The sequence below is a fragment of the Halorubrum laminariae genome (assembly GCF_024494655.1).
Taxonomy (GTDB): Archaea; Halobacteriota; Halobacteria; order Halobacteriales; family Haloferacaceae; genus Halorubrum; species Halorubrum laminariae.
Genome location: NZ_JANHDL010000006.1, coordinates 146,272 through 166,504, shown reverse-complemented (window position 1 = coordinate 166,504; position 20,233 = coordinate 146,272). Strand labels below are relative to the sequence as shown.

Below are 20,233 nucleotides of genomic sequence, written 5' to 3'. Positions count from 1 at the left end.
GTCGAAATCGCCGGACGCAGCCACTCGATTCGGAGTGAGGGGCCGCGACAGAGGATTCCGACGTGTAATAGGTTCCGGTTACTTTTGCGAATCAACACCTAACCCGCTACGGCTCTAATATAATGGTAGAACATTACATGACTGAAATGGGCGGCTACCGAAATCGAGTAGCACAGGTCGACCTCGGAGCGGGCGAGGTCAACTATCAGGGAATCGACGACGAAGACGCGAAAAAGTACATCGGTGCGCGCGGGCTCGGCGTGAAGTACGCCTTCGACGCGGGGCCCGATGTCGACCCGCTGGGCCCCGACAACCGGCTCGCGTTCATGACGGGACCGCTCACGGGGACCCAGACCGTGATGAGCGGCCGCATCGCCCTAGTGACCAAGTCCCCGCTCACGGGGACGGTCACCGACTCGCACCACGGCGGCTGGTCCGGGGCGCGGCTCAAGTGGGCCGGGCTCGACGGCATCCTGCTCGACGGCGCGAGCGACGACCCCGTCTACCTCCTCGTCGAGGACGGCGAGGTCGAGGTACGCGACGCCTCCCACCTCTGGGGACAGGGCGTTCACGACACGATCGACGCGCTCGGCGAGGAGGTCGACGGCTCCGTCGGCAAGAACCTCTCCGTGATGGCGATCGGACAGGGCGGCGAGAACGGCGTCAGGTACGCCTGCGTCATCAACGAGGACGACCGCGCCTCGGGCCGCGGCGGCACGGGTGCCGTGATGGGGTCGAAGAACGTGAAAGCGGTCGTCGTCCGCGGGGGCACCGATATGCCCAAACCCGCCGATCCGGAGACGTTCCAAGAGGGCTACCAGCAGGCGATGGAGGTCATCCGCGAGTCGGACGTGACCGCGCCCAACGAGGGCGGGCTCTCGATGTACGGCACCAACGTCCTGATGAACGCGACCGAGGAGATGGACGGGCTTCCGACGAAGAACGCGAAACACACCTCCACCGAAGCGTACAGCGAGGCCGACGGCGTCGACGTCCAAGCGGAGCGCGTCTCGGGAGAGAACGTCCGCGAGAACATCCTCGTGGACGAGCCGACGTGTCACTCCTGTCCCGTGGCGTGTAAAAAGGAGGTCGAGGTCGACGTCACCCACAAAGGCGAGGATATGAACGTCCGCATGGAGTCGTACGAGTACGAGTCCGCGTGGGCGCTCGGTCCGAACTCGGGCCACTCCGACCGCGACGAGGTCGCCGTGATGATCGACCAGTGTAACGATCTCGGCATCGACACCATCGAGACGGGCAACATGATGGCGATGGCGATGGAGATGAGTGAGCAGGGCAAGCTGGAGGGAGTCGGTCACCTCGACTGGGGCGACTCAGAGGCGATGATCGATCTCATCGAGGAGATCGGCCTCCGATCGTCGGATCTGGGCGACCTGCTCGCGGAGGGGCCGGAGCGCGTCGCGGACTCGAAGGACGCACACGGCAACAAGCTCTCCGTGAAGGGACAGACGATGGCCGCCTACGACCCGCGCTGCATGAAGGGGATGGGGATCGCGTACGCGACCTCCAACCGCGGCGCGTGTCACCTGCGCGGCTACACGCCGGCTGCCGAAATCCTCGGCATTCCGGAGAAGGTTGACCCGTACGAGTGGGAGGGCAAAGGCGAACTGACCGCCACCTTCCAGAACCTGCACGCCGTCTCCGACTCCTTCGACATCTGCAAGTTCAGCGCGTTCGCCGAGGGGATCGAAGAGTACGTGCTCCAGTACAACGGGATGACCGGCCGCGACGTCAGCGAAGACGAGCTGTTCGAGGCCGGCGAGCGGGTGTACAACCTCGAACGGTACTTCAACAACCTCGCCGGCTTCGACGGCGCTGACGACACGCTGCCGAACCGGTTCATCGAGGGGCACCCGGACGCCATCCCCGGCACGGGTGCGAGCGAGGGTGAACTGGTCGAACTCGACCAGATGAAAGCGGAGTACTACGAGACCCGCGACTGGGTCGACGGCGTCGTCCCCGACGAGAAGCTCGCGGACCTCGGCATCGACATCGGTCCCGGCACCGGCGTCTCCGCTGGCGACTCCGCGGCACCGGCCGACGACTGACGATCGGGTCCACCAGCGCCGTCCATTTTTAAGTGACCGCCGCCGGTAGCGCTGCGTATGGCACATGACCCGCTTTCTCCCTCCGGGGCCCTCACCACGCCGATCGGCGCGACGCTGGGCGCGGTGAGTCTGCTCGCACTCGCGTACTCCGTGGTCGTCGTCGCGCAGATCCTGCTCGGTCTCGTCGCGGTGGCAGTGCTCTCGATCGGCCCGTATCTCGGCTATCGACTCTTCGCTGCCCTCGACGCGGTCGCCGACGCCGCACAGCGGATCGCCGCGGCCCGCGAGCGCGAGTCATCGCCGGAGCGAGTCGGCGGCCGGGAACGATGAGTGTCCGAGAACGATGAACTCCGGGGGACGGATCGACTGAGGAGCGGTCTCTCTGCCCGACCTACGCGAACACGACGAAGCGGAACAGCCACAACACGACCATCCCGACCGTGATCGTCGCGAACACGTTCTCGGTGCGCCACGCGACCGCACCCGCGACCGCGCCCGCGATCAGCCGCTCATCTGCGAGCGTCGCGACCGCCGACGGTTCGAGCGTCACGAAGTCAGGAAACACGAGCGCCGCGAGCACCGCCGGCGGGACGTACCGGAGCGGGCGCTTCACTGACGGAGGTACCTCGTCGATCCGGCCGAACAGGTGAATGAAGGAGAGCCGGAAGCCGTACGTCGCGACGCCGATGGCCGTGATGGCGATCCACACGTCCAGAGACCCGCTGAACAGGCCCTGAGCGAGGACTCCCTGAGCGAGGACGGCGTGAGTGAGTGCGACACCCGTCATCGCTCTCGGGCCTCCGTCAGCAGTCCAACGAGGATGCCGGTAACGGCTCCCGCGAGCAGCCCGAGGTTGAGCGGGAGGCCGGCCGCGGCGACGGCGACCGCGCCGCCGGCCACGCCCGCGGCGGTGGTCGGTCGGTCCTTCATCGCCGGAACGAGAAGGGCGAGGAATACCAGCGGAACCGCGAACGTGAGTCCCCACGCGTCGGGAACGCCCGCACCGACTACGACACCGACGACCGTGCCGATCTGCCAAACGATCCACAGCGACGCCGCCGCACCGAGGTAGTACCGCCATCTGCTTCGGTCGTCGTTGCCGCTGAACTCCGCGACTGAGAGCGCGTACGCCTGATCGGTGAGGAAGTACGCGAGCCCGGCACGGATTCCCCGTGCGTACCGGGCGAAGTGGGGAGCGATCGACGCCGAGTACATCATCATCCGGAGATTGATCACAACAGCCGTGCCGATCACGACCGCGAGTGGCGCGCTCGACCCGATGAGGTCGAGCGCGGCGAGCTGTGACGCGCCAGCGAACACGATCACGGACATCCCCACCGCCTCCGCGAGCCCGAGTCCCGCGTCGACGGCGGCGATTCCGGCGACGAGCGCGAAGGGAACGATCCCGAGCATGAGCGGCGAGACGTCGCGCATGCCGGCGAGCAGATCGTCGTGAAGCGGGATCCCGTCCATCCGGCTTACTCCGTCGGGTAGACCGGCTCGTCGTGCTTCGCGGCGAGGTGATCCGCGTGCGACAGCTTCGTGTTCGCCTTGCGGAACGTGCCGAGCAGCGAGTGGATCTCGCGCTCCGTAGGATGCGCCCGACCGATCAGCCGCCGCATCAGGAGTGCGTTCTTCTCGCGCACGTGCTCGCGCTGGCCGGTCGACGCGAGGAACTCGCCGAAGTACTCGTGGAAGCGTTCCACGTCGGCCTCCGGCGCGCGCGTCACCGCGGTGTCGGGCAGTTGGGTCTCTCCGACGGTCAGTTCGCGAAGCTCGTACAACAGCACCGTCGCGGCCTGACCGAGGTTGAGCACGGGGTAGTCATCGTCCGCCGGGATCGAACACACCTCGTCGAGCCGCGAAAGTTCCTCGTTGTTGAGTCCGCGGCCTTCTCGTCCGAAGACGATCGCGGTGGGAGCGTCGACGGTCTTCAGCGACTCCCGGAGTTCGACGGGCGTCTTGAACGGGAATCGCTCGTGGCTCTGGTCGTCCTCGCCGGTGATAGCCGTGGTGCCGACGGTGTGGTATCTCTCGACGACCTCGTCGAAGGTCACCTCGTCGGCGTTCGGAAGCACGTCCTCGCGGGCGTGGCCCGCGAATCCGTAGGCCTCGCCGTCTTCCGCCAGCTCGGGCGGATTCACGAGCTTGAGGTCGTCGAGTCCGAAGTTCTTCATCGCCCGGGCGATGGTACCGACGTTGCCCGGTGTTTCCGGCTCGACGACGACGACGAGGGGCTTCCGGCGGGCGGCCGGGTCGTTGTCGTGGTCTGTCTCGGTGTCGTCGTCGCGGCCGCTCGCACCATCGCGCTCCGCCTCAGTGTCGTCTCGCTCTGTCGACATCTCGGTGTCGTCCGTCTCCATTCCGCTCATCGGTTCGACGGGTAGTCGGTCGAGAGGTCGACATCCGAGTTGGCGAGGTCGTCTTCGTTCAGTTCCTCCTCGTCGTCGGTCTGCCCGGCGAGTTCGAGAATGTCGATCCGTTTGCCCTCGAAGCCCTGCTCGACGCGCTCCTGAATGTCCTGCTGGTCGGGGAGATCCGGAAGGCCGTCGGGGTCCTCTTCGACGTGCTCGACGGAGCCGTATCCCTCGGGAGCCTCGTTGCCCGCGGCGACCCACTCGTGGAAGCGGTCGCCGAACTCCAAGTCACCGGTATACTCGCTGCCGTCTTCCTCGCGGAACCAGTAGATGAAGTCCGGCTCGTGTTCGGGGCACAACAACACCTCGCCTTTGGGCTCGCCGTACACGATCTCGGCTTGATTACAGCGGTGAACCTCTCCTTCGCCGTGTTCGAGGTAACACACGTCGCAGGGCTCTTCGACGAGGGCGACGAGCCTGAGGAGTCGCTCTCGGGGCTCCTCCGGAATCTCGTCGAGGGGCTTCAGCTCCTCGTCGCCGGTGAATATCTCGTCTTCATCGAACCGCCATCCGCGGAGGCCGATGCTCACTTTCGACATGCGCGAGCGTACGCGAGGCGGCGATAAAAGCGCGTCCTTCCGGGAACGAACGACCAGATTCGTCCGTGCAAGCGGCCTCGTGGCGTGCCGAACTCCTCGTGAGAAATCCTCGTGAGACATTTACGCGCGCGTCGCGTGGTCACGCCAATGCGACGCCGGAGATACCTGAGTGCGGTCGGTGCCGTCGCCGTCGGCGGGCTCGCGGGCTGTGCCGGGAGCGCCCCGGTGGCAGACGACACCGACGGAAGCGAGGAGACCGCCGACAGCGACGAGCCCATCGACTGGCCGTCCGGTCCGTACGCCGACTACGAGGCGACGCGTGTGACGGTCGAGGACGGCGAGAGCGGCGCAACCCTCGGAACCGTGAGAGCCGCGGTCGCAAACACCAGTAACAAGCGGACTCTCGGGCTCAGCGACGCCCTGTCGCTGCCCGAGAACGCCGGCATGCTGTTCGTGTACGACTCGCCCCGCGAGTCGCTCACATACATCATGCCAGACATGAGCTTCGGGATCGATATCGTCTACGTCGACAGCGATCGAGAAATCGTTCGCATTCATCACGCGTCCGAGCCGGGACCGAACGAGGACGGGAGCGAGCAGCAGTACCCCGGATCCGGACAGTACGTGCTGGAGGTCCCCTACGAGTGGACCGACCGAAACGGCGTCGGAGTCGGAGACTCGCTGGCGTTCGAGCTGTGAGAGTCGGGCGGAGCGGCGGTTGACGACGGGAGTGAGTGGTGCACGCGGTTGGAGTGGCGGAGTATACGCGGTCGAGTGGTGTTGCTGGCGGCTGTTTGTCTATCGTTGCTGGCGCGGTGAACACCCCCAGAGCCCCGCGCCACACCGCACCACACCGTACCACACCGCACCACACCGCACCACACCGTACCACACCGCACCACACCGCACCACACCGTACGACACCGCACCACACCGCACCACACCGTACCACACCGCACCACACCGCACCACACCGCACCACACCGCACCACACCGCACCACACCGCACAGCCCAGCACCTCACACCTCCCCAGCCTCGCGGTTCGCGCTCTCCGAGCGCTCACCGCGTCCCTCGCGGACTCCTCGCGCCCTGTCGGACGCTCGGAGGCACGCCACCACATCGCACGTTCCAGTGTACGTAGCGTGGCTGTCGAGGGTGTCCGCTTACGTACCTCGTCGGCGGCGTCTGCATTACGCGCTCTCACCACCGATCAAACGCAGTCTGCGCCAACCGAGGGGTTCCTGTTATCGAGTCAATTCCTGTTATCGAGCCCGGTCGGCGAAGACCCCGCCCACACCGATCGTGACGAGGAGCGGGACCGCGAGTAATTCGCCTCCGAACGTCATGAGGAGGGCCGTGACCGCGATTCCGAGAAACCGATCTTCGGCTTCTGTGGACTCCCGTTACGTGCCGGACGCGGTTAACGCGTGGATGACAGGTTCCGTCGTGTCTCACCCTCTCACGTCTTCTGACACCAGATATCGTCCATTCATCTCCGTATTTCGATAGACAGAAACGGGTCCGCCGGCGAGGGCGTCGGGTACACGCCTCGTTTATGTCGCTCGCGCCCGTGGTGAGCGTATGCGAAACGTGGACGCCGCGGGACTCGGGATCGGCGACGACCACCCGCCGCGGATCATGGGCGTGCTCAACGTCTCCGAGGAGTCGCCGTACGACCCGAGCGTGTATGACGATCCCGGCGAGGCCGCCGCGTACGTCGACGACGAGCTGATCGGCGAGGGTGCAGACATCGTCGATGTCGGCCTCGAATCGGCCAACAAGGACCTCGACGTGCTCTCCGCCGAACAGGAGCTAGAGCGGCTCGACACCGCGGTCGAGACGCTCGAATCGACCTCCGGCGACGCGGTCTGGTCGATCGAGACTAGGTACCACGAGGTCGCAGACGAAGCGCTCTCACGCGGCTTCGACATGGTCAACGACATCTGCGGGTTCGCCGACCCCGAGATGCCCCGCGTCTGCCGCGAACACGACGCTGCCGTCTCCAAGATGGCCTCACCGCCCGACCTAGTGCGTCCGGGCGCGATCGAGGACGTCGATGAGATTTACGAGGCGCTCTCGATGAACGGATTCACGGACAAGACGATCCTCGATCCCGCGTTCGGCGGGTGGTCCGAGGCGAAGACGCACGGTGACGACCGCGAGACGTTTCACCGGCTGCGTGAGTTCCGCGGGTACGGCCGCCCCCTGCTCGTCTCGATCAACCGCAAGAGCTTCCTCAAGAAGATCGCGGGGCGGACGACCGAGGAGGCCTTGCCAGTCTCCCTCGCGGCCACCTCGATGGCCGTCGAACGCGGCGCACACGTGATCCGCACTCACGACGTGGCCGAGACGCGCGACGCGGCGCTCGTCGGCGCGAAATTCACTCGAAACCGCAGGCGGACCGGTCGAAACGGGACGGGAACCGCTGCGGTCACCGTCGAGGAGCTCGACGTGACGACGGTCCGCGAGGCGGAACGCCACCTCGATCGGCTCGCCGCCGACCGTTCCGTCGCTCGCGACGCCGTCGTCTGCACCTACGAACTCGGCGGGCTGACCGCTGAGGCCGTCGGAGCACTCCGGGCCGCGACGACCGCCGCGGACGCGGATTCCGCGACTGGTGCGTCTTTCGCGGTCGCAGGGACCGAATGCGAGACCGCCGCCTCCCCGTCAGCGACCGACGGCGGGAGTCCGTGCGACCGAGGCTCGACCGGCCGATCGGACGGCGATCGCGGGTCGAACGCGCATGCCGGGATCCTCGTCGGAACGCCGACGGCGATCGCTACGGTTCAAACGGCGGTATCGGGGATTTCAGAACCGCTCGACGCTGCACTCGAATCGATCGATTCGGGCTCAAGGTAAGAGAAAGTTTATGCCGTCGTGCAGACAACCCATCCAGTGGACGCCGGAGGGGCACGCGGGTAGGGGTACTCTGTGCTACTCCGGTCCATACCATATTCGAACCCGCGAGCAGCGGCACTGTGCGCCTCCCGGAGGGCTGACGTGTCGGTCGGTTACCAGTGAGGTCGGCCGACGGGCCGATCGCCCCGCGATCGGGGGGTACAGACGGTGAACTTCGAGACGTTTGAGCCGGTGTACGAGACCATCCTCGCGGATTTCGGGTTCGGACGCGAGGCGGACGAACGCGCTCGCGACATCGCCGCGGTGCGGTCGTCGCGGTTCGACCTCGATCGGCTTGGCGACTGGCGGGGAGAGACCGTCGCCGTCGCCGGCGCGGCCCCCTGTCTCACAGATGAGGTCGCCGTCGCACGCGACGCCGACGTGGTTGTCGCCGCCTCCACTGCCGCCGACGTTCTCGTCGATAGCGGCGTCGACATCGACTGCATGGTGACCGATCTCGACAAGAACCCGGAGACTGCGGAGCGGCTGACTCGCGAAGGGACGCCCGTCGCGGCGCACGCGCACGGCGACAACGTCCCCGCGGTCCGCGAGTGGCTCCCGCGGTTCGAGTCCGCGTGGACGCTGGCGACGACGCAGGCGGCTCCGAGCGGACCCGTCCGAAATCTCGGCGGGTTCACCGACGGCGACCGCGCCGCGTTCCTCGCGGACCACGTCGGAGCCGGTCGGCTCGTCTTCCTCGGCTGGGACTTTGACGACCCGAGCGTGGGGCCGATGAAGGAGCGGAAGCTCGACTGGGCCGCGCGGCTGTTGCGGTGGCTCGAACGCCGCCGCGGAGAGCGGTTCGTGGTACTCGACGACCGCGACCGCGACGAACTAGACGCGGCGCTCGACAGAATCGTGTCGTAGCACGCCGAGATCGCTATCGCAGCTCGACGAGAGTGCTACTCCACTCGGTCTTTCGGCAGCAGTTCCTCGCTGTCGCGCGCTCGGAGCCACTCCGTCAGCTGGACGAGCTGATCGGCCGCGGCTTCGAACAGCCGCTCGGCCTTCTCCGGCGTCACGTCGGTCGGGTCGCCGAAGGCACCGTTTGCGGAGTTGTCGACCGAGTCGTAGAACGTCCGCGCGCCGTGGACCATCGTGTCCGCGGACTCGAGGTCGACGAGCCCGTCGTCGCGGGCGTTCTCGAACTGGCCGTCGCGGACGAGTTCGGGCGCGATGTGCGTGATCATCGCCGTCTCCTTCGGACCGGCGTGGGGACCGTTGTGTTCGAACAGGTCGTCGACGAGGTCCGGGATCGACTCGTCCCACATCCACTCGATCGCGTAGGCCTCTCCGTCCTCGTGGAGCCGGCGACCGACCTCGCGGAGGTGCTGGACGTTCCCGCCGTGGGCGTTCACGTACACGACGCGGTCGATCCCGTGGTAGGTGAGGTGGCGGGTGAAGCTCTCGACGTAGTCGCGGAACTCCGGCGCGTCGACCCACATCGTCCCAGGAAACTGGCGGTGATGGGGACTGACGCCGACGGTGACCGTCGGCGTGCGGACGGCACCGGTCTCCTCGGCGGCCGCCGTCGCGAGCGCCTCGGCGATCAGGTGGTCGGTCGCGAGCGGGAGGTGCGGTCCGTGCTGTTCCGTCGACCCGAGCGGGACGAGGGCGACGGACTCGTCCGCGAGCGACTCGCGTAGCTCGGGCCACGTCTGGTCGGCGATGTACATACCGACGAGTCGCGGTCGGGACGTATCAAACCGCCGTCTTCGGCGGAACGAACCGGAACTGACGGAACGGCGAGGCCGGTAGAGCGAATCGAAACTGGCTGGCTAGCGGAGCGGCGGGTCGCTACCCGTCGTCTCGTGTCGTCACCCTTTTTGTGCCGTCCAGCCGAATTCCGGTCCATGTTCGGAGGAGGCGGAATGAATCCGCGGAAGATGAAACAGATGATGAAACAGATGGGGATCGACGTCGAGGAGCTCGACGCCGAGCGCGTCGTCATCGAGACGGCTGACGGCGACCTCGTCTTCGACGGCGCGCAGGTCACCAAGATGGACGCGCAGGGCCAAGAAACCTACCAGATCGTTGGATCGCCCGAGGAGGTAGAAGACGCCGGCGTGGGCGGAGATACGGGCGAAAGCGCGCCCGCTGTCGAGTCCGGCGACCCGGACGCGACGGCGCGAGACGCGGGCGTGGTCGACGCGATCCCGGAGGAGGACGTGGCGCTCGTCGCCGAGCGCGCCGGCGTGCCGGAGTCGACGGCCCGGGAGGCCTTGGAGGCCGCAGACGGCGACCTCGCGACCGCCATCGCGGAGCTGGAGTGACCGACGCCGCGTACCTGCTGGTCCACGACGACCGGGAGTACCTCTTGGAGCCGGGCGAGGAGTTCGGCACCGACCTCGGCGTGATCGAGGTGCCCGAAGACGTCGCCGGCGGCGACACCGTCGAGACGCATCTCGGGACCGTCTTCGCGGTCCGCGAGCTTCGCGGTCCCGACCTGTTCAATCACCTCGAACGAACGGGCGCGCCCATGATGCCTCGCGACGTGGGGTTGGTGATGGGCCACACGGGAATTTCGGGTGGCGACCGCGTCCTCGACGCCGGGACGGGGACCGGCATCCTCGCCGCCTACATCGGCCGCGCCGGCGCGGACGTGACCACCTACGAGGTCGATCCCGACTTCGCCGAGGTCGCCCGCGCGAACATGGAGACGGCGGGCGTCGCCGACCGCGTCGAGGTGCGGACGGGCGACCTCACCGAGGCGCTCGACGACCTCGCGGACGAGGAGCCGTTCGACGCGCTCACGCTCGACACGGGAGACGCGCCGACGGTCGTCGAGCGCGCCGCGGACCTGCTCGTCTCGGGCGGATACCTCGCCGTCTACTCGCCGTTCATCGAGGGGACCCGCGAGGCTGCGATCGCCGCTCGCGAGGCGGGATTCGGGGGCGTCGAGACGCTCGAAACGATCCAGCGCGAGATGGACTTCTCCGACCGGGGGTCGCGCCCGTCGACCGCGGGCGTGGGCCATACCGGCTACCTGGTGTTTGGGCGCGCGCCCTAACCGGGGCGGGCTGTGACGAAACGCTTCGCGGTCAGATCACTAGCCCCGCGGGCGACGTGACAAGACCTAACTGCCGGCAGCGCTCCCGAACGCGTATGACGACGTTCTCCGATCGAGTCGAACGGATTTCCATCAGCGGGATCCGCGAGGTGTTCGAGGCGGCCGGCGACGACGCGATCAACCTCGGGCTCGGACAGCCCGACTTCCCGACGCCGGAGCACGCGCGGCAGGCCGCCGTCGCCGCCATCGAGACCGGAAAGGCCGATGCCTACACCGAGAACAAGGGGACTCAGTCGCTGCGCGAGGCCATCGCTGAGAAGCACCGCGCCGATCAGGGGATCGACCTCGACCCGGGCGACGTGATCGCGACCGCGGGCGGCAGCGAGGCGCTTCATATCGCCTTGGAGGCGCACGTCGACGCCGGCGACGAGGTGCTGATCCCGGACCCCGGCTTCGTCTCCTACGACGCGCTGACGAAGCTCGCGGGCGGCGAGCCGATCCCGGTTTCGCTCCGCGACGACCTCACGATCGATCCGGCCGCGATCGAGGCAGCGATAACGGATGACACCGCCGCGTTCGTCGTGAACTCCCCCGGAAATCCCACCGGTGCGGTCTCCTCAGAGGAGGATGTCCGCGAGTTCGCGCGGATCGCCGACGAGCACGACGTGCTCTGCGTCTCCGACGAGGTGTACGAGTACACCGTCTTCGACGGTGACCACCGATCGCCGATCGAGTTTGCCGACAGCGACAACGTCGTCGTCGTCAACTCCGCGTCGAAGCTGTTCTCGATGACCGGCTGGCGGCTCGGGTGGGTGTACGGGTCGAGCGAGCGCGTCGAGCGCATGCTCCGTGTCCACCAGTACGCACAGGCGTGTGCGTCGGCCCCGGCGCAGTACGCCGCAGAGGCCGCGCTGCGCGGAGACAGAGAGTTCGTCGGGAAAATGACCGACTCCTTCGAGCGCCGGCGCGACCTCCTGTTAGAGGGGTTCGCGGAGATCGGGCTGGACTGTCCGACGCCGCAGGGGGCGTTCTACGCGATGCCCCGCGTCCCCGACGGGTTCGTCGAGGAGTGTCTCGACCGCGGCGTGGTCGTCGTCCCCGGCGAGGCGTTCGGCGACCACGGTGCCGGACACGCTCGGATCTCGTACGCGACCGACGAGGCCGAACTGCGCGAGGCTCTCGACGTGATGGCCGACGCCTACGCGGCCGTGAACTGATCTGACGCCGCGGCGAGAAGATCCACCGCGGTGAGAATATTCTCCTCACGCATTAACGAACGCCCGGAGGTTTCCGCAAGTTATACTGCCGCCGACGGAGTATGAGGTGCCAATGGACCGGAACATTCAGGTCAGCCGCCTCGACCGGCAGGCGGTCGAGGACCAGGAGGTCGAGATCGTCGAGCGAAAGGGAATCGGACATCCCGACTCGATCTGCGACGGCGTCGCGGAGTCGGTCTCGCGGGCGCTCTCACAGCTCTACTTGGACCGCGTCGGCAAGGTGCTCCACTACAACACCGACGAGACGCAGTTGGTCGCGGGGCGCGCCGCACCGGCCTACGGCGGCGGCGAGGTCGTTGAGCCGATCTACCTGCTCATCGTCGGACGGGCCACGAAGCAATACGACGGGCAACAGCTCCCGGTCGACTCGACCGCGCTGGCGGCCGCCCGCGACTACCTCACCGAGGCGATCCCGGAACTGGAGTACGGAACGGACGTCATCGTGGACGTGAAACTGGGCGAGGGCTCGGGCGACTTACAGGACGTCTTCGGTGAGGAGACCCAACAAGTTCCGATGGCCAACGACACGTCGTTCGGCGTCGGTCACGCCCCGCTCACGGAGACGGAGACGATCGTCTCCGAGGCGGAGCGCGAACTCAACACGACGTACCACGACGAGCATCCCGAACTCGGTCCCGACGTGAAGATCATGGGCAAACGCGAGGGCGACCGAATCGACATCACGGTCGCGGCCGCGATGGTCGATCGGCACGTCGACGGGCTCGATGACTATGACGACGCCGTGAGCGACGTTCGAGAGTTTGTCACGGAACTCGCTGAGAGTCACACCGACCGAGCGGTCAGCGTCGACGTCAACACCGCCGACGACTACGACGAGGGGTCGGTGTACCTCACCGTCACCGGTACCTCGGCGGAGCAGGGCGACGACGGCTCCGTGGGGCGCGGGAATCGCGCGAACGGGCTCATCACGCCGAACCGTCCGATGTCGATGGAGGCCACCTCCGGCAAGAACCCGGTCAACCACATTGGGAAGATCTACAACCTCCTGTCGACACGGATTGCGGAGTCGGTCACCGACGAGGTCGACGGGATCCGCGACCTGCAGGTCCGACTGCTCTCGCAGATCGGTCGCCCGATCGACGAGCCGCACGTCGCCGACGCGCAGATCGTCACCACCGACGGCGTCGACCTCGCCGACATCGAGGACGATGTCCTCGCTATCGTCGACGAGGAGCTCGCCGACGTAACGGACATCACCCGAAGCGTCATCGACGGGGACGTCTCGACGTTCTGAGCCGGGCGGGAGGGGCGATCGCGGTGGACGATCGCGACTCGGTCGTCCGACCGCAACCGATTTGCCGAGCGGGCGAGTCGGATGAGGTGTGACGCGGGTGTGTCTCCTCGGCGATCCGGCGGTCGATCTCACCTACGAGCTGCTGTCTCGCGAGACGGCGCGGGACGCGCTCGCGACCTACGACATCGAGGAGCCGTTCGCGAACAGCCTCGCGGTCGACACGGTGAGCTTGGGCGCTGCCGTCTCGCTTCTCAACGACCTCAACTGGTACCTCGTGCGGTTCGTCGACGAGGCGATCATCCGCGAACCGTCGATATCGACCGACGAGTGGCTCTCTCGCGACCTCGCTCGGGCGGTACGCGACGGTGCGGTTCCGCCGGAGGAGACCGACCAGCGACTGAAGGTGTTCGGCCTCGTCGACGGCGAACTGGTCGATCCGGTGTACGTTCGCCGGACACAAGGAGAGTCATCGACACACGACGGAGAAAATATTGACGAGACGCTCGTCGTTCGCGTGAGCGAGTCGGAGTTCGACGGCTGAGAGGGAGTTTCAGTCAGTTCGACGGGTGAGATAGGGTCAGTCAGTCAGTCAGTTCTTGGACCAGCGTCTCCAACTCGTAGGTCGCCGGCGCGCGAGGTTCGTCGCGGAGGGTCGCGATCGTGAACGTCGAGTTCGTGCGCTCGACCTCGGGGATGGCCTCGAAATCGCTGATGAGCCGCTCGACGGTGTCCGACGAGGAGAGCCGCGCGAGGACGACGAAGTCCGTCTCGCCCATCGTGAAGAACGCCTCCGTGACGCCCTCGACGGCGAGCAGTTCGTCGGCGAACTCGTCGTACGGGCCCTCGTAGTCCGCGAGCACCTCGACGATGACGGTCACTCCGAGACCCAGCGCCTCGTGATCGAGGTCGTACAGGTCGTTCTCGATCACGCCCGCCTCTCGGAGGTTGTTCAGCCGATAGTGGATCGTCGACACCGGAATGCCCGTCTCCTCGTGGAGCCGCTCGGGGCTCCCCGTGCCCAGATCGGAGATGGCCTTCACCAGCCGCACGTCGCGTTCGTCCATACCCCCGCTTCGCGTGACGGACTGGTATATATTTCGACCGACATACTTGGAGTCGTATTCGAATACGACACGGTATATTAGGCCTCTATTGTATTATATCCAAATGTGTGATTTTTCATCTCAAAATAACCCTTATTCGAGAGGATAGTTTAACTATCTAGGCGTAGTTTGAACTGATAACTAATGAACCTACGATCACCGATTTCTTCTCCCGAATCGATCGCGGGGGCGTTCGTCCTCCTCGCGACTCTTTGGGGCACGTCGTTCGTCGCCATCGAGGCCGGCCTCCACTACTTCCCGCCGCTTCTGTTCGCAGGTATTCGGTACGCGGTCGCCGGTGCCGTCGTCCTCGCGTTCGCGGTCCTCGTCTCCGATCGATGGGTGCCTCGCGGCCGCGACGAGTGGCTCGGCGTGGCCGTGGCCGGCACGTTCGTGATCGCGGCGTATCACGGGCTGTTGTACGTCGGCGAACTGTACGTCACCGGCGCGGTCGCGGCCGTCATCGTGAGCCTCTCGCCGGTGTTGACCGCTACGTTCGCCGCCGCGTTGCTCCCGAGCGAGCGGCTCGGTCCGGTCGAGATCGGCGGGTTCGCGCTCGGGATCGTCGGCGTCGTCGTCATCGCCGATCCGGTCGCGTCCGGTCTCGGAAGCGCGGCTCTGATCGGCGTCGCGCTCGCGTTCGCCGGCGCGGTCGCGTTCTCGCTCGGCGCGGTGCTGCTCCGCCCGCTTCGCACCGACCTCCCGGTCGCCGCGCTGCAGGGGTGGGCGATGGTGCTCGGAGCCGGGCAGCTGTTCGTCGGCGCGGGACTGCTCGGCGAGTCGCCGGCGTCGATCGTCTGGACCGCTTCGTCTCTCGCGTCTCTCGCGTACCTCACGCTGTTGTCCGGCGTCGTCGCGTTCCTGATCTACTTCGCGCTGCTCGACACGGTCGGGCCGGCCCAGCTGCACCTCGTCGGCTACGCGGAGCCGGTCGTGGCCGCGGTGGGAAGCTGGGCGCTCCTCGGGCAGGTGGTCGAGGGGGAGGCCGTGGTCGGGTTCCTCGCGATCCTCGCCGGGTTCCTCGCGCTCGAACGCCGCGAGATCGCCGCCTACGTCGGATTCGATCGGACGGTAGACCGCCTGAGTAGGTGATCGAATCGCGATTCAAGCGGGATTCACCTTCCCGAGATCACTCGTCAATTGTCGACGCTCGTCAGTCGTCGATATCGGTTGTCAGTCCCCGAGATCCGCCGTCAGCCCCGCTCGGAGGTCGCGTCCGAGGTAGTGTCCGAGCAGGGCGACCGCCAGCCCGATTCCGCCGCCGAGAACGACGAGCGAGGGGCCCCACTGCTGGAGGTAGTCGATCCCGATCGGGAGGAACCCGACGCCGAGGACGCTCGTCACGGCGGTGCCGGCTCCCGCGAGCGTGCCCGCCAGCCCGGTCTCGGCGTACCGCCGCGACGAGAGGACCGCCCCGAGCGCGAACGCTCCGACGAAGACGCCGCCGACGGAGCCGAGAGCGCCGCCGACGAGCGGAATCGCACCGACGAGAAACGTCGCAACGGCGACGACGGCGAGCGCGATCGCGAACGCCTTCGCCGAGAACCACCGACCGCTCGCGCCGATACGACTCCCACCGCTCGCCGCGGATCCGCCGCCAGCACCGGCAGCCGCGTCGCCGAGGTCGGCGTCTCCGTCGGTCGTGTCGCCGGGGGACGCCGACCCCGATTGTCCCTCGGCGAGATCGTCGTCGAGGAGGTCGTCGAGGTCGTCCATGGGATCCCCGTCCGACGACTCTCGCTCCTTGGAGGGTTGCATACCCGAGCGTTCGGGCGTGAGCCCTTGGCTCTTGTGCCCGCGGCGGCCGGCGAGAAACATGTTCCGGCCGTCGGAGGTCGCGTGGTCGGTGGAGAACCTGTCGCGGTCGGTGGAGGGGGTGTCACAGTCGCCGGATCCACCTGTTGCCACCCACCGCGACGCGCCGTTTCGCGCCCCTCGATACCACGCATCGTTTCACCGGAAATCCGGTGTCTACGGCGCGAATCACTCGTTGTCCGGCTCTCGCGGTTCCCATACGTGCTTGTCGATGAGTTCGACGGTCAGCGGACCGTTGACGCCCACTTGACAGGAGAGCCGCGGCTACCCGAACCGGTCGGAGAGGTGGTCGTGCCAGTGACTCGGGTCGGGACCCTCTCGGATCCGGAGCCGCAGGTCACACAGAGCCCGCGCCCGCCGCAGTTGAGCCGTCTCGTCGCGGCGGCGTACGGCGACAGGCCCGCTTCGATCAACTCCCACCGGAGTTTCCGTCCCCGTTCGTCGGACAGTTCCGCGCGAGCGTCGCCGTCACGTACGACGAGGGCGACGGTGTCGTCCGCCGAATCGCTCGCGTCTCGGTTGCTCACCGGTGTCGATGTTCCATCACTGGCGGCCGAGTCGGATATGTCGTCTGCCTCTCACCCGGAACCGCTTTGCGTCCCGATGTCGATTCTCGGGACATGGACACGCGTCGCGCGCTCCTCGACGCGCTCGCGGACGGGCCGGTCTCGGGGCCGGCCCTCGCCGACGATCTGGGCGTCTCGCGAGCGGCGGTCTGGAAGGCGGTCGAGGGGCTTCGGGAGTCGGGATTCGCCGTCGAGTCGACCGCGGCGGGCTACGAAGCGCCCGACGATCCGAACTACTGCGGGCCCGGGATCGAGTTCGGGCTCGACGCGCCGTACGCCATCGAGTACCACGACAGCCTTCCGTCGACGAACGACCGCGCGCGCGAACTCGCGGCCGACGGAGCGGACGGCGTCGCGGTCATCGCCGACGAACAGACCGGCGGCCGAGGACGGCTGGACCGCGAGTGGGTCGCCCCGAGCGGCGGCGTCTGGCTCTCGCTCGCGACCCGCCCCGACGTGCCGGCCGCGCGAGCGCCCCTCTTCACCCTCGCCGCCGCGGTCGCGATCGCCGACGCCTGCCGAGAGGCGGGTGTCGACGCGCACATCAAGTGGCCGAACGACGTGCTCGTCGGCGCTACGAGCGAAAACGGGGTGGGGTCTGCGGGCGACGACGCGACCGCCGGTCGCGGCGGCCGAAAGCTCGCCGGGGTCCTCACGGAGATGGAGGGAGAGGCCGACCGGATCTCGTGGATCGTCCCGGGGATCGGCGTCAACGCGAACCTCGATCCCGAGGCGCTCCCGCCGGGTGCGGCGTCCCTGCGCGGGGAGCTGGGCGAACCCGTCGACAGGCGGGAATTCGCCGCGACGCTTCTCGAACGGTTCGACGCGCTCGCGGGGACGGCAGACCGGATGGACGGCATCCTCCCGGCGTGGCGCGAGCGCGCGAGCACGCTCGGTCGACGCGTGCGCGTCGACACTTCGAACGGCCCGGTGACGGGTATCGCGGTCGACGTGGAGCCGCCGGGCGCGCTCGTGATCGAGACGGGCGAGGGGGCCCAGAGGGTTCACGCGGGCGACTGTGAGCACCTCCGGAGCGAAGACAGCTAGCCGACCTGGTTGCCGAAGGCCCAGCGACACGGCTTCGGATGCGGGATCGGGCACGCGGGCGATCGCAGCGAGACGTGTAGTTAAGCCTCTTGGCGTCCATTGACGGACATGACCACCGAGATCACTCTCTCCCGCCTCGAAGACGAACTCCGCGACTACGCCTACCCCGCGGCCCGCGAGGACCTCGCCGAGTCGTGCGCGGGAACGACCGTACTGTTCGCCGACGGCGACGCCGACCTCGGCGACCTCGTCACCGACATCGATCAGCGAGAGTTCGAGAGCGCCGAGGACGCGTTCACCGCGCTCCAGAACGTCCTGCCGATCGAGGCGCTCGGCGAACCGGGACAGTCCGACGGGGACGCTTGATCGGGCGCACAATCGGCGTTTCGGGGTGGTTCGTCCCGGTCCACGTCACCCGTACGTCCCGGTCCACGTCACCCGTACACACGTCACGGAGCGTCTCGCATCGCTTTTTACCGTGGCTCGCGCAGTGAGCCTAATGAGCTATCGTATCGGCCTCGTCGGCAAGCCCTCCGTGGGGAAGTCGACCTTTTTCAACGCCGCGACGATGAACGACGTGCCCGAGGGCGCGTACCCGTTCACCACGATCGACCCAACCGTCGGCGAGGCGTACGTCCGCGTCGACTGCGCCGCCCCCGAGTTCGACGAGACGTGCACGCCGAGCGTCGGCGTCTGCCGCCAGGGGACCCGCTTCGTCCCGGTCAAACTCGTCGATGTCGCCGGACTCGTTCCGGGCGCTCACGAAGGGCGCGGGCTCGGCAACCAGTTCCTCACCGACCTCAACGAGACCGACGTGTTGATCCACGTCGTCGACTTCTCCGGGAAGACGGATATCGAGGGCGAGACCACCGAGGGCCACGACCCCCGCGAGGACATCGATTTCTTGGAGGAGGAACTCGACGAGTGGTACCTCGACGTGTTAGAGAAGGGCTTAGAGAAGTTCGAGACGCGATATCACGGCGCAGACGCCGCGATCGAGGAGGAGTTGGCCGAGCAGATGTCGGCGTTCGGCATCGACAAGGACCGGATGAAGCAGGTGATCCTCGCGCAGGGGCTCGAACTCGACCCCGAGACGTGGGACGACGCGGATAAGGCGGAGTTGGCTCGCGAGATCCGCAAGCGCACGAAGCCGATGGTCGTCGCCGCCAACAAGATGGACACGCCGGAGGCGCAGGACAATTGGGAAGAGATTACGACCGACCCCGACTACGACCACCTCTCCTTTGTTCCCGCGAGCGCTCACGCCGAGAAGGCGCTCAAGAACGCTGACGAGGCGGGCGTCGTCGACTACACGCCCGGCGAGTCCGACTTCGAGGTCGTCGGCGACGTGTCCGGCGATCAGGCGGCTGGCCTCGATCAGATCGCCGAGTTCGTCGACGAGTACGACGGCACGGGCGTGCAGGGCGCGCTCGAATCCGCCGTCTTCGACGTGCTCGGCTGCATCGCCGTCTTCCCGGGCTCCGCGAACGGGAGTAAAGACGAGAAGGGCGTCTTCCGCGACTGCTTTCTCCTCCCCGAGGACTCTACAACGGAGGACTTCGCGTTCCACATCCACTCGGACATCGGCGAGGGGCTCCTCCATGGTACCGACTGCCGCAACGGCCGTCAGGTCGGGACCGACCACGAGCTCTCCCACCGCGACGTGATCGAACTGATATCGACGAAACAGGCCGCACCCTAACGGACCTCACAGCCTTCGTTCCGTCGCAACACGTCGCGGACTGGTGCGGGTGTGGCGTACGGACCACCCTGCACCCGGTGATCGGGAATCAGTATCGGTATCGGGTTCTCGCGGAGCGCGCGGGTCACCGTATCGAGGTCGTCGGCGTCATTGTCGTCGTACCCCGCTGACCGCGCGAGCCGGCTGACCGAGATCGACTCGCCGGGGAGAATCGAGCGGAGCGCGTCGAGGACGCGCCGCTGGTCCGTCGGGACCGTCAGCCCGATCTGCACGTCGTCGAAGCGACCGGGCACGTCGTCGAGCCGCTCGGGTCCGTCGCCGGGTGACGTGTCGCCGTCGTCGGCCGCGTCGCCTCGCAGAGACGCGCCGATCCGATCGAGCAGCTCGTGGTCCGCCTCGGCGTCGGTCGGCGTCTCGGGCGGAAATGACACCGCGATCACGCGGCCGCCGGCGAAGCCGACCTCGACAGCGCGGCCGATCTCGTCGAAGTACCGGGCAAACACGCCCGACGTGTCCGTCGATTGCATGGTTCTC

The 20,233-nt window shown here is 67.2% G+C and carries 22 protein-coding genes and 1 pseudogene; 14 read left to right on the top strand and 9 right to left on the bottom strand.

The features are described from left to right. Nucleotides 1-137 precede the first annotated feature (137 nt). Together NO887_RS12145 and NO887_RS12140 are read left to right on the top strand one after the other, a co-directional pair. Nucleotides 138-2,069 carry an aldehyde ferredoxin oxidoreductase family protein gene (locus NO887_RS12145; RefSeq protein WP_256418550.1) on the top strand — a complete coding sequence of 644 codons (1,932 nt, stop codon included), beginning with the start codon at nt 138-140 and terminating at the stop codon, nt 2,067-2,069. A gap of 57 nt (nt 2,070-2,126) precedes the next feature. Next, a complete protein-coding gene (locus NO887_RS12140) occupies nt 2,127-2,399 on the top strand; it encodes a DUF8066 domain-containing protein (RefSeq protein WP_256418549.1) in 273 nt (90 codons plus the stop codon). Between the two features lie 61 nt (nt 2,400-2,460). Here the strand turns inward: NO887_RS12140 and NO887_RS12135 are convergent, their stop codons facing one another. Genes NO887_RS12135 through NO887_RS12120 form a run of 4 tightly spaced genes read right to left on the bottom strand, consistent with a single transcriptional unit; the run spans nt 2,461 to nt 5,025 of the window. After that, nucleotides 2,461-2,856: an AzlD domain-containing protein gene (locus tag NO887_RS12135; RefSeq protein WP_256418548.1), complete on the bottom strand. Its 396-nt coding sequence runs from the start codon at nt 2,854-2,856 to the stop codon at nt 2,461-2,463. Further along, complete coding sequence (locus NO887_RS12130; RefSeq protein WP_256418547.1) at nt 2,853-3,542, bottom strand: AzlC family ABC transporter permease; 690 nt, start codon at nt 3,540-3,542, stop codon at nt 2,853-2,855. Before NO887_RS12130 ends, NO887_RS12135 begins: the two co-directional genes overlap by 4 nt. A gap of 5 nt (nt 3,543-3,547) precedes the next feature. Then, the gene (locus tag NO887_RS12125) at nt 3,548-4,441 is read right to left on the bottom strand and encodes an RNA methyltransferase (RefSeq protein WP_256418546.1); all 894 of its coding nucleotides are present in this window, start codon (nt 4,439-4,441) and stop codon (nt 3,548-3,550) included. Beyond that, entirely contained in the window at nt 4,438-5,025 is a 588-nt protein-coding gene (locus NO887_RS12120; RefSeq protein ID WP_256418545.1) for a DUF8114 family protein, read from the bottom strand. The genes NO887_RS12125 and NO887_RS12120 overlap by 4 nt, the downstream gene beginning before the upstream one ends. Before the next feature lie 147 nt (nt 5,026-5,172). Here NO887_RS12120 and NO887_RS12115 point away from each other — a divergent pair, with 147 nt between their 5' ends. From NO887_RS12115 to NO887_RS12105, 3 genes are all read left to right on the top strand, one after another. Continuing rightward, complete coding sequence (locus NO887_RS12115) at nt 5,173-5,724, top strand: DUF192 domain-containing protein (RefSeq protein WP_256418544.1); 552 nt, start codon at nt 5,173-5,175, stop codon at nt 5,722-5,724. An 883-nt stretch (nt 5,725-6,607) separates the two neighbouring features. Continuing rightward, a complete protein-coding gene (locus tag NO887_RS12110; protein ID WP_256418543.1) occupies nt 6,608-7,885 on the top strand; it encodes a dihydropteroate synthase in 1,278 nt (425 codons plus the stop codon). Between the two features lie 207 nt (nt 7,886-8,092). Next, complete coding sequence (locus NO887_RS12105) at nt 8,093-8,791, top strand: 6-hydroxymethylpterin diphosphokinase MptE-like protein (protein WP_256418542.1); 699 nt, start codon at nt 8,093-8,095, stop codon at nt 8,789-8,791. A 35-nt stretch (nt 8,792-8,826) separates the two neighbouring features. Here the strand turns inward: NO887_RS12105 and NO887_RS12100 are convergent, their stop codons facing one another. Beyond that, a complete protein-coding gene (locus NO887_RS12100) occupies nt 8,827-9,600 on the bottom strand; it encodes a creatininase family protein (protein WP_256418541.1) in 774 nt (257 codons plus the stop codon). 177 nt (nt 9,601-9,777) lie between these two features. On the opposite strand from NO887_RS12100, the gene NO887_RS12095 reads away from it, so the two are divergent. The 5 genes from NO887_RS12095 (at nt 9,778) to NO887_RS12075 (ending at nt 14,007) form a co-directional block, all read left to right on the top strand. After that, nucleotides 9,778-10,197 carry a nascent polypeptide-associated complex protein gene (locus NO887_RS12095; protein WP_256418540.1) on the top strand — a complete coding sequence of 140 codons (420 nt, stop codon included), beginning with the start codon at nt 9,778-9,780 and terminating at the stop codon, nt 10,195-10,197. Continuing rightward, on the top strand, nt 10,194-10,934 hold the full coding sequence (locus NO887_RS12090; RefSeq protein ID WP_256418539.1) for a methyltransferase domain-containing protein: 741 nt from the start codon (nt 10,194-10,196) through the stop codon (nt 10,932-10,934). The genes NO887_RS12095 and NO887_RS12090 overlap by 4 nt, the downstream gene beginning before the upstream one ends. 95 nt (nt 10,935-11,029) lie before the next feature. After that, a complete protein-coding gene (locus NO887_RS12085) occupies nt 11,030-12,151 on the top strand; it encodes a pyridoxal phosphate-dependent aminotransferase (protein ID WP_256418538.1) in 1,122 nt (373 codons plus the stop codon). 112 nt (nt 12,152-12,263) lie between these two features. Next, on the top strand, nt 12,264-13,466 hold the full coding sequence (locus tag NO887_RS12080; protein WP_256418537.1) for a methionine adenosyltransferase: 1,203 nt from the start codon (nt 12,264-12,266) through the stop codon (nt 13,464-13,466). A gap of 88 nt (nt 13,467-13,554) precedes the next feature. Further along, nucleotides 13,555-14,007 (top strand): DUF5804 family protein, encoded by a 453-nt coding sequence (locus NO887_RS12075; RefSeq protein ID WP_256418536.1) that lies wholly within the window; start codon nt 13,555-13,557, stop codon nt 14,005-14,007. Nucleotides 14,008-14,047: 40 nt separating this feature from the next. Here NO887_RS12075 and NO887_RS12070 read toward each other — a convergent pair whose 3' ends face one another. Beyond that, on the bottom strand, nt 14,048-14,530 hold the full coding sequence (locus NO887_RS12070) for an Lrp/AsnC family transcriptional regulator (protein WP_256418535.1): 483 nt from the start codon (nt 14,528-14,530) through the stop codon (nt 14,048-14,050). A 183-nt stretch (nt 14,531-14,713) separates the two neighbouring features. Between NO887_RS12070 and NO887_RS12065 the strand changes: the two genes are divergently transcribed. Continuing rightward, nucleotides 14,714-15,661, top strand: coding sequence for a DMT family transporter (locus NO887_RS12065; RefSeq protein ID WP_256418534.1), 948 nt, complete (start codon nt 14,714-14,716; stop codon nt 15,659-15,661). A gap of 81 nt (nt 15,662-15,742) precedes the next feature. Here NO887_RS12065 and NO887_RS12060 read toward each other — a convergent pair whose 3' ends face one another. Both NO887_RS12060 and NO887_RS12055 read right to left on the bottom strand, forming a co-directional pair. Continuing rightward, on the bottom strand, nt 15,743-16,327 hold the full coding sequence (locus NO887_RS12060; RefSeq protein WP_256418533.1) for a hypothetical protein: 585 nt from the start codon (nt 16,325-16,327) through the stop codon (nt 15,743-15,745). Between the two features lie 225 nt (nt 16,328-16,552). Beyond that, nucleotides 16,553-16,911: pseudogene (locus tag NO887_RS12055) on the bottom strand ((2Fe-2S)-binding protein). 93 nt (nt 16,912-17,004) lie between these two features. Between NO887_RS12055 and NO887_RS12050 the strand changes: the two are divergent. The 3 genes from NO887_RS12050 to NO887_RS12040 all read left to right on the top strand — a co-directional run bounded on the left by NO887_RS12050 (nt 17,005) and on the right by NO887_RS12040 (nt 19,699). Then, nucleotides 17,005-17,997: a biotin--[acetyl-CoA-carboxylase] ligase gene (locus tag NO887_RS12050; RefSeq protein WP_256418532.1), complete on the top strand. Its 993-nt coding sequence runs from the start codon at nt 17,005-17,007 to the stop codon at nt 17,995-17,997. A 108-nt stretch (nt 17,998-18,105) separates the two neighbouring features. Further along, on the top strand, nt 18,106-18,363 hold the full coding sequence (locus NO887_RS12045; protein WP_256418531.1) for a DUF5789 family protein: 258 nt from the start codon (nt 18,106-18,108) through the stop codon (nt 18,361-18,363). 133 nt (nt 18,364-18,496) lie between these two features. Next, nucleotides 18,497-19,699, top strand: coding sequence for a redox-regulated ATPase YchF (locus NO887_RS12040; protein ID WP_256418530.1), 1,203 nt, complete (start codon nt 18,497-18,499; stop codon nt 19,697-19,699). Here the strand turns inward: NO887_RS12040 and NO887_RS12035 are convergent. Beyond that, nucleotides 19,696-20,226, bottom strand: coding sequence for an MGMT family protein (locus NO887_RS12035; RefSeq protein WP_256418529.1), 531 nt, complete (start codon nt 20,224-20,226; stop codon nt 19,696-19,698). The genes NO887_RS12040 and NO887_RS12035 overlap by 4 nt on opposite strands. Between the last annotated feature and the right edge of the window lie 7 nt (nt 20,227-20,233).